The organism is uncultured Rothia sp. (genome assembly GCF_916049665.1).
In the GTDB taxonomy this organism is placed as follows: Bacteria; Actinomycetota; Actinomycetes; order Actinomycetales; family Micrococcaceae; genus Rothia.
The window spans coordinates 36,359-44,878 of sequence record NZ_CAJZIE010000005.1 but is presented as its reverse complement, the minus strand read 5'-3'; the positions used below and the strand labels follow the sequence as shown (position 1 = coordinate 44,878).

Genomic DNA, 8,520 nt, shown 5'->3' with positions numbered 1-8,520 from the left:
GGTGGTGCTCTACCAACTGAGCTACAACCGCATATCAGCGTATTCAATTTGAATCATTCCGAGGAGTTTTTCGCTCCGTCGTGCTGACAGGTAAATACTATACGGGGTTTTTGAGTGTTTGCCAAATCCCCTGTTAGACACCCAGTGTTCCGCGTGTTTCCGGGGCAAAACGGGGTATTTTATCTCTTTTTTGGGACATGTTGGCAAAATTTATTTTCATGGTGCCGGTCACATTTTCGGGTTTTTAGGCGAATACTGTTCTGGTTGCCGCAAGAGTTGGGAGAGTAAAGTCCGCAGAAAAATTTCAGAGAACACAGAAAAACGTAGAAAGAGGGGCGGGAGCCACAATTGGTTCCCCGCCCCTCCCCCCCCCCCGTGAATTCCGCGCCTGCGAATTTTTTAGAGTTCTTCGAAGAAGAGTCGCTCGTAGACCTTGCGGGCGTTGCGGGTTTGGCGCAGGTAGTCCTCTTCGAGGGCGCGCGCACTGCCGGCGGGGTATCCGCACCAGCGCGCGATGGCCTCAAGGTCGGCACGACCCGAGGGCAGGGTGTCGGACTGGCGCACGCCGCGCAGTACGTTGCCGCCGCGAATCTTGGTGGCGAGCAACCAGGCACCGCTGAGGATTTCCGCATCCGCAGCTTCGACGAGTCCCGCCTCGACTGCCGCATTCAGCGCCTTCAGGGTAGAGGTAGTGCGCAGCCCGGGCACAGTGTGCGCGTGGCGCAGCTGCACGAGCTGGACCAACCATTCCACGTCGGAGAGTCCACCGCGGCCGAGCTTGAGCTGGCGGGTGCGGTCGGCACCGTGAGGCATACGTTCGTTCTCCACGCGCGCCTTCATGCGGCGAATCTGCTGCACCTGCTCGGGCGTGAAAGCTGCCGGGTAACGATACGGGTCGATGAGCTCCACGAAAGCCTCGCCGAGCTCTTCGTCGCCGGCGATGGGGCGGGCGCGGGTGAGCGCCTGGAATTCCCAGGTTTCCGCCCAGCGCTCGTAGTAGGAGCGGTAGGAGTCGAGCGAGCGCACGATAGCACCTTGCTTGCCTTCGGGGCGCAGATCGGCGTCCACTTCGAGGGGGCGTTCGGCGCGAATCGGGGGCTTGACGGGCTGCTTGAGCAGGGCGAGGGTGCGGTTGACGATGCGCGCGGCCTGTTCCTGCGCGGCGTCTTCGTCTGCGCCGTCGAGGGGTTCGTGGACGAACATGACGTCCGCGTCGGAGCCGAAGCCGTTCTCGGCACCGCCAAGGCGGCCCATACCGATGACGGCGATGCGGGTGAGTAGCTTCTCTCCCGTTGCTTCCTCAGCCTCCGCACCCTCGGCGCCTTCTGTCGGCCCCTGGAGTTCACGTAGGGCAATCTGCAGCGCCGCACCGATCGTGCACTCGTCAATGGCGGCTAGACCGGCGCAGGTGTCTTCAATGTTGACGATACCCAGGGTCCAGCCCATGGCGGTGCGCAGGGTTTCGCGGCGGCGCAGGTAGCGCACGGCGCGCATCGCCTCGGCGGCGTCATCGTGGCGTGCCAGCAGCGAGGAAACTTCGGAGGCGAGCGCCTCCTCCCCCAGCGGTTTGAGGTCGGCGACCTTGTCCAGCCAGGCGATGGAGGCGGAGGCGTCCTCCAGCAGGTCGGTCATGGGGCGTGAGCTGGAGAGCAGCTGGCTCAGGCGCTCGGCGGCTGCGGGCGAGTCGCGGAGCATGCGCAGGTACCAGCTGGTGCTGCCGAGCGATTCGGAGACGATGCGGAATCCGAGCAGGCCGGCGTCCGCGTCCACGCCTCGGGCGAACCAGCCCAGCAGCACGGGCATGAGGTGACGCTGAATGTCCGCGCTGCGGGAAAGGCCCGTGGTGAGTGCCTTGATGTGGCGCATGGCGCCGCGCGGGTCGCGGTAGCCGAGGGCGGCAAGACGGTCCTGTGCCGCCTGTTCGCTGAGCACCACTTCGTCGCGGCTGAGCGTGGAGACGGCGGCAAGCAGCGGGCGGAAGAAGATCCGCTCGTGCAGTGAACGGACGTTTCGTTTAATTTTCTGCCATGCCTTGAGCATCTGCTCGGCGGAGAGCGTGCCATTACGTTCCGGGGAGAGAATCGAGCGAGCCAGGGCGCGCTGTTCGGCGTCCTTCTCGGGCATCAGGTGGGTGCGGCGCAACTGCTGCAACTGGATGCGGTGCTCCAGCACGCGCAACTTCTTGTAGTCGCGACTGAACGCCTCGGCGTCGGTGCGGCTGATGTAGCTGACCGCGGTCAGTGCCGCGAGCGAGTCCACGGTGGATTTGGTGCGCACGGCGGGGTCGGTTCGACCGTGCACGAGCTGCAGCAGCTGCACGGTGAATTCGATATCGCGCAGGCCGCCCGGGCCAAGTTTAATCTGGCGGTCCACCTGGTGCGAGGGGATATTGTCGGTCACGCGGGCGCGCATCGCCTGCACGGATTCCACGAAGGATTCGCGGGCGGCAGACTCCCAGACGAAGGGGTCAATGGCGCGGGCGTAGCGGGCACCCAGTTGCGCCGAACCGGCGATGGGGCGCGCCTTGAGCAGTGCCTGGAACTCCCAGTTTTCGGCCCAGCGCTTGTAGTACTGAACGTAAGATTCGACGGTGCGAACCAGCGGGCCGTCCTTACCCTCGGGGCGCAGGTTTGCGTCGACCTCCCAGAGGGCGGGTTCGGGCGCGGGGCCCATGATGGCGCGGGTGAGGGCGTGCACGAGCTCCGTGCCGATGGTGGAACATTCGTTCTCGGTGAGCTTGAGCGGGGCGCTCTCCCCCTCTGCCCCAGTGCTGGGCGCGGGTTCGACCGGCGCGACCACGTACACCACGTCAACGTCAGAGATGTAGTTCAGCTCGCGGGCGCCGCACTTACCCATGCCGATAATCGCCAAGTCCAGGGCGTCTACGGCCTCGCCGCGGCGAGGAGCCGCCAGGCCGGGGCCCAGCCCCTCCGCAACTTCCGTGCGGGCAATGGCGAGCGCACCCTCCAGCGCGGCGGCAGCCAAATCGGCGAGGTGACGACCGATGGTGGGCATCATTTCGACCGGGTCTTCGCAGCACACGTCAAGCAGGGCGATACGCGCCAGGGCGGCACGGTAGGCGACACGCAGGGTCACGTAGCCGTCCTTGCCGGTCTGCTCGGCGGCAGCGCGCGGACGCTCCGCGTGGGGGTCGGCGCCGAGGGCGGTGAGGATATCGCGGCGGTAGGGGGTGTCCAGCGGGGCGATGGGGGTCAGGAATTCCCCGTCGGTCTCCGGCAGAATCGACGCCGGGTGCTGGGAGCGAATCAGCGCGCTCTCAGCCGGGTACACCTGCGTGTCGAAGAGCGGGTCAATGAGCTCGGGGCGGCGGTAGAGGAAATCACCAATCGCCTGGGATGCACCGAGCAGGCGGTACATGCCGAATTCTTCCTCGCCGCGGTTGGCGCGCTCGGCGACCGCCGGGTGCTTTTCGATGAGGCGCACGAGGGCTGGCAAGGCAATATCCGGTGAGGGTGCGAGGCGCAGCCCGGCAAAGAGCGCATCCTGCGAGACACGCTGCAGTTCGGGCGCGTTGAGCCAGCGTTCCGCCTTGGACGGGTCGTGAAAACCGGTGGCAATCATGCGGGTGTGCAGGCGTAGCTGTGCTTTGCGTTCGGCTTCGGCGCGCTGTTCGTCGTCGAGCGCATCGGGGGCGATGTCGGTCAGCGGCTTGGGTTCTTTGGCGGGGTCAACAATGCGGATGAGCCCGGTGGCCGGGTAGTGAGAGCTGTCAGTCATAGCGTGAGAACTGTGGGTAGAGAGTATAAATTTCGGCGGGATAAAAAGCGATGCTGATACACCTGTGGGCGGTACCCGCCGGCGTGTTACCGGTAGCGGGTACCGCCCTGATGCTGTCAGCGGTCACTCATCATGCGAGGAGGCAGAGAATCCAGCGATTAGAGGATTCCGAGGTTGTGCTTGAGCTCATAGGGGGTCACCTGAGCCTGGTACTGGTCCCAGTCGGCGCGCTTATTGCGCAGGAACTGCTCGAAGACCTGCTCGCCCAGAACCTCCGCCATGAACTCGGATTCCTCGGTGATATTGATAGCCTCGCGCAGGGACGCGGGCAGCGGGTTGTAGCCCATGGCGCGGCGCTCTGCGTTGGTCATGGCAGCGAGGTCTTCGGTCACGGCGGGCATGAGCGGGTACTCGTTTTCGATGCCCTTCAGACCTGCGGCGAGAATCACCGCGTAGGCGAGGTACGGGTTCGACGCCGAGTCCAGGCCGCGGTACTCGATGCGGGCGGACTGCATCTTGTTCGGCTTGTACAGGGGCACGCGCACGAGGGCGGAGCGGTTGTTATGGCCCCAGGAGACGTAGGAGGGTGCCTCGCCGCCGCCCCAGAGGCGCTTGTAGGAGTTGATGAACTGGTTGGTGACCGCGGTGAATTCGGGGGCGTGCTTGAGCACACCGGCGATGAAGTGTCGTGCGGTCTTGGACAGCTGGTATTCGGCGCCGGCTTCGAAGAATGCGTTGGTGTCGCCTTCGAAGAGGGAGAAGTGGGTGTGCATGCCGCTGCCGGCGTACTTGGTGAAGGGCTTGGGCATGAAGGTTGCGTACATGCCGAGCGAGTAGGCGACTTCTTTGATGACGGTGCGGAAGGTCATGACGTTGTCGGCGGTCTGCAGGGCGTCGGCGTGGCGCAGGTCGATTTCGTTCTGGCCGGGGCCGGTTTCGTGATGGCTGAATTCGACGGAGATGCCGACCTCTTCGAGCATGGTCACTGCCTTGCGGCGGAAGTCCTGCACGATGCCGCCGGGGGTGTGGTCGAAGTAGGATTCGTGGTCCACGGGCACGGGGAATCCGTCCGCGCCGAGCTTGGAGGATTCGAGCAGGTAAAACTCAATTTCGGGCGAGGTGTAGCAGGTGAAGCCCATCTCCGCGGCCTTGTTGAGCACGCGCTTGAGCACGCCGCGGGTGTCGGAGGCGCTAATCTCGCCGTCGGGGGTGAGCACGTCGCAGAACATGCGGGAGGTGTAGTCTTCCTCGCCGCGCCAGGGCAGAATCTGGAAGGTGGAGGGGTCCGGCTGCAGCAGCATGTCGGATTCGTAGATGCGGGAGAAACCCTCAATGGAGGAGCCGTCAAAGCCCAGGCCCTCGTCGAAGGCGCTTTCTACCTCGGCGGGTGCGAGCGCAACGGATTTGAGGGTGCCGACCACGTCGGTGAACCAGAGGCGGATGAAGCGGATGTCGCGCTCTTCGATGGTGCGCAGTACGAATTCCTGTTGGCGGTCCATGAGTTGCCCTCTCGGTGTGGGCGTGCATCCGCGTGGTACCCGTCTGTGGGCGGCGGAGGCGCGCTGAATTTGTTGCCGAGGTGCGGAATACCCTGCATGCCCCTTGGATTTCCAAGGAGTTGCGGCGGTTTGCGTACCAGCGGTGCTGGCGCCTCCTTGCCCCGGCGTATGTCCTGTTGTTATCTAGCCTATCGGGTTCTGCTGTGCGTCGCGCGGGTGGGAGGTTTCGTTTGTGTAAATTCTGGCTCGTGTCTCGCTCGTGCGCCTCGGTGGCTCAGGTTCTGGGCGGTGCCGGGGCCGCTCCCCCACTTTTTCTGCGGTGTGGGTTTTACTCAGATGCCAAGCAGGTTCAGATACCTAGCATATGACGGTTCTCGGGGCGGGGAGCGGGGTCGCCTTGCGATAATGGGGGTATGCTACATTCCATTCTTCTTCCCTCGACCGTACAGCTTCCGTTGGCGACCAGCATCGTGGCTGCTGACCCCACCGGTTTAGAGTGGCTGCTACTCATTGCGGCACCGGTTGTTTTCTGCGTTGTGTACCTGGCGTGCATTATGGCGATTGCGGCGTTTGGTCCGCTGGTCATGAGGAACAACAAGTCTGGCGGCACGACCTACCTGCTGGACCGCCCCTCCCGCGTTGCGTTTAGGACTCGCACCGTGGCGCTCTTTGCGCTGGTGGGTGCGTTTGTGGAGCTTATTTGGCTCGGTTATACGGGTCGTGTGGGGTCGATTGCGGTCATTCCGATTCTTCTGTTTACGTGGTCGTGGAAGTTCGCGTTCTTCTTCCTGCCGTTGCAGCTGATTCGTGCCTGGTATGTGCACGCGACGCGCGGCAAGTATGATGCGCTGTCGGCTGAGGGCGCTCAGCGCCGTGAGAAGTTGAACCGTAAGAGCGCGTACGAGGTGTCGAAGATGATGCAGCGTAACCCGCAGCAGTTTGCGATGAGCAAGGAGCTGCACACGCAGGCGCGCGCTCAGAAGATCGCGGGTATGCGTCCGTTCCAGAATCTTGACGAGGCGGGCAAGAAGCGCCGGGCGAACTATACGGTGGAGCTGGCGTTGGCGCAGATGCAGGTGCGTCAGATGAACCCCGGCAAGCTCCCTTCGGAGGCGTTCGGCGAGGGCATCCTGGGTATGGGTCTTGGCATTAGGTCTGAGCGGGCGGTGGAGCAGACGTGGCTGACGCTGTGCACGGAGCGCGTGAATGCGGTAGATGCGCCGAACTACCCTGATTCGCTGTACCCGGTGTCGGCTCGTTTTTCGCTGTTTACCACGATGTCGCTGTTGCAGCCGCTGATGGGTCGCCCCTATTCGCCGTTTACCGCTGAGGATGCGCGCCGTTTTGTTCCGCGTGATTTCTCGGCGGATACGGTGCTTTTGAAGACTGAGGAGCTGGGTAAGAAGGCCCTGGCGCAGAGCGCGATTTTCCGTCAGATTCACGAGCGTCTTCTGCCGCTGCATCAGCAGCAGCCTCAGCTGGTGGATCGCCGTGCCTTGGCCTATTGTGGTGCCCTGCTGCTGAGCGTGGCGAAGGCTGAGGTGGAGAGTCAGCGTCTGACGAGCCAGGTTCTGGCGGCGGCAGCTTCGGAGCGCGGCATCCTGCCTTACGGTCTGTTCTCGCAGATTTCTGAGGATTATCAGCGCGTTCAGCGTCTGCTGAATTTGATGGTGAAGGCAACCGCCGACATTGAGCGTTTCATCAACGCTGTCGAGGGCTTGGTGCAGATGCATTCTGGTCCGGCTCAGCCTTCCGGTATTGCATATGAGAAGGCGCAGATGGAGTACATTGCCGCTCTTCTGGACGTTATTGTCTTCTCCTCGCACGCCCCGCTTGCCGGTTCCATCCAGGCGTCCTACGCCCTGCTGAAGGCGGACTATGAGGCGTTTACGTTCAATACTTCGGATGAGCTGAGCCGTAGCTACTGGCTGCAGTACTCGAAGAACGCGGTGAGTGCCTGCGATACGGGCCTGTCTCAGGGTTATGAGGGTTTCTTCGGCTCTGATGATGCGGCGCGTAAGGCGTGGGAGTCCTACGCGGAGGACGTCGTGAAGGAAGTCTGCACCTACTCGGTCACCCAGGTGTACTGGGACGCCCTGGTGCAGCAGGCACTCATTCAGCGTGATCTGCCGCGTGAGTTTGAGGATGCTTCTACCGCTGTTCCGGAGCTGATGAATAAGAACGCTGCTGCGTCGTTCCCAACCTATTACATCAATCTCATCTGGAACTAGGTGTAGTTCCCCCGTGGTGAGCGGTGCGCCAGGTTGGAGCCGTGCAGGGTTAGAATAGTCAGCATGACTACTGAGCGTTCTTCCGAGATCTCTTCACCCTACGCGGCACAGCCTGCCGCTACCTCCGCGACTGCTTCTGCTCCCTCCGGCGTGCAGAAGCCTTTTGACCTTGATACCGTCAAGAAGGTGCGCACCGTTCACCTGGCGCAGGCTAAGGCGACCGGGCAGAAGTTCTCCATGCTGACCTGCTATGACGCTCTAACCGCGCAGATTTTTGATCGCGCGGGCATCGACATGCTGCTGGTGGGTGATTCCGCGGCGAACGTGGTGCTCGGTTACGAGTCGACCCTGACCATCACCCTGGATGAGATGATTCCGCTGGTCGCGGCTGTTTCTCGCGGTGCATCCCGCGCCATGGTGGTTGCTGACCTGCCGTTTGGTTCCTATGAGCAGTCGCCGCAGCAGGCGGTTGCGAGCGCTGTTCGTCTGATGAAGGAGGGCGGCGCGCACGCGGTCAAGATTGAGGCGGATGCGTCGATGACCGAGTGGGTTCGTGCCCTGGTGCGTACCGGTATTCCGGTGGTGGCGCATGTTGGTTTCACCCCGCAGTCGGAGCATGCTCTGGGTGGTTTCCGTGTGCAGGGTCGTGGCGAGGCTGCCGAGCGTGTTCGTGAGGATGCGGTGGCTCTGGCTGAGGCTGGCGCGTTCTGCGTGCTCATGGAAATGGTGACTACCGAGACCGCTCGCCTGGTGGATGAGGCGGTGGGCGCGGTGCCGACGATTGGTATTGGTGCCTCGAATGTGACGACAGGTCAGGTGCTGGTCTGGCAGGACATGATGGGCCTGCGTGAGGGTCGCGTGCCGCGCTTCGTGAAGCAGTTCGCGCAGATCGGTCAGGTCATGGAGGATGCCGCGCGCGCCTACCGTGAGCAGGTTCGTTCGGGCGAGTTCCCGGCGGCTGAGCACACCTTTGAATAGGCTTTAGGTTTAGACGGTAGCTTTAGACAAAGCGAAGACCCCCGTATCCGGTGTTCCGGATTCGGGGGTCTTGC

The 8,520-nt window shown here is 62.9% G+C and carries 4 protein-coding genes; 2 read left to right on the top strand and 2 right to left on the bottom strand.

Annotated features, from left to right (window positions below; all coding sequences use genetic code 11):
- Positions 1–399: 399 nt before the first annotated feature.
- A complete protein-coding gene (locus tag QZ540_RS00995; RefSeq protein WP_294627047.1) occupies positions 400–3,738 on the bottom strand; it encodes a bifunctional [glutamine synthetase] adenylyltransferase/[glutamine synthetase]-adenylyl-L-tyrosine phosphorylase in 3,339 nt (1,112 codons plus the stop codon).
- Positions 3,739–3,896: 158 nt separating this feature from the next.
- The gene (gene glnA, locus QZ540_RS00990; RefSeq protein WP_049362897.1) at positions 3,897–5,237 is read right to left on the bottom strand and encodes a type I glutamate--ammonia ligase; all 1,341 of its coding nucleotides are present in this window, start codon (positions 5,235–5,237) and stop codon (positions 3,897–3,899) included.
- Between the two features lie 413 nt (positions 5,238–5,650).
- Here glnA and QZ540_RS00985 point away from each other — a divergent pair, with 413 nt between their 5' ends.
- Positions 5,651–7,468, top strand: a complete 1,818-nt coding sequence (locus QZ540_RS00985; protein WP_294627046.1) for a geranylgeranyl pyrophosphate synthase — start codon at positions 5,651–5,653, stop codon at positions 7,466–7,468.
- Between the two features lie 63 nt (positions 7,469–7,531).
- Complete coding sequence (gene panB, locus QZ540_RS00980; protein WP_294627045.1) at positions 7,532–8,446, top strand: 3-methyl-2-oxobutanoate hydroxymethyltransferase; 915 nt, start codon at positions 7,532–7,534, stop codon at positions 8,444–8,446.
- Positions 8,447–8,520 lie beyond the last annotated feature (74 nt).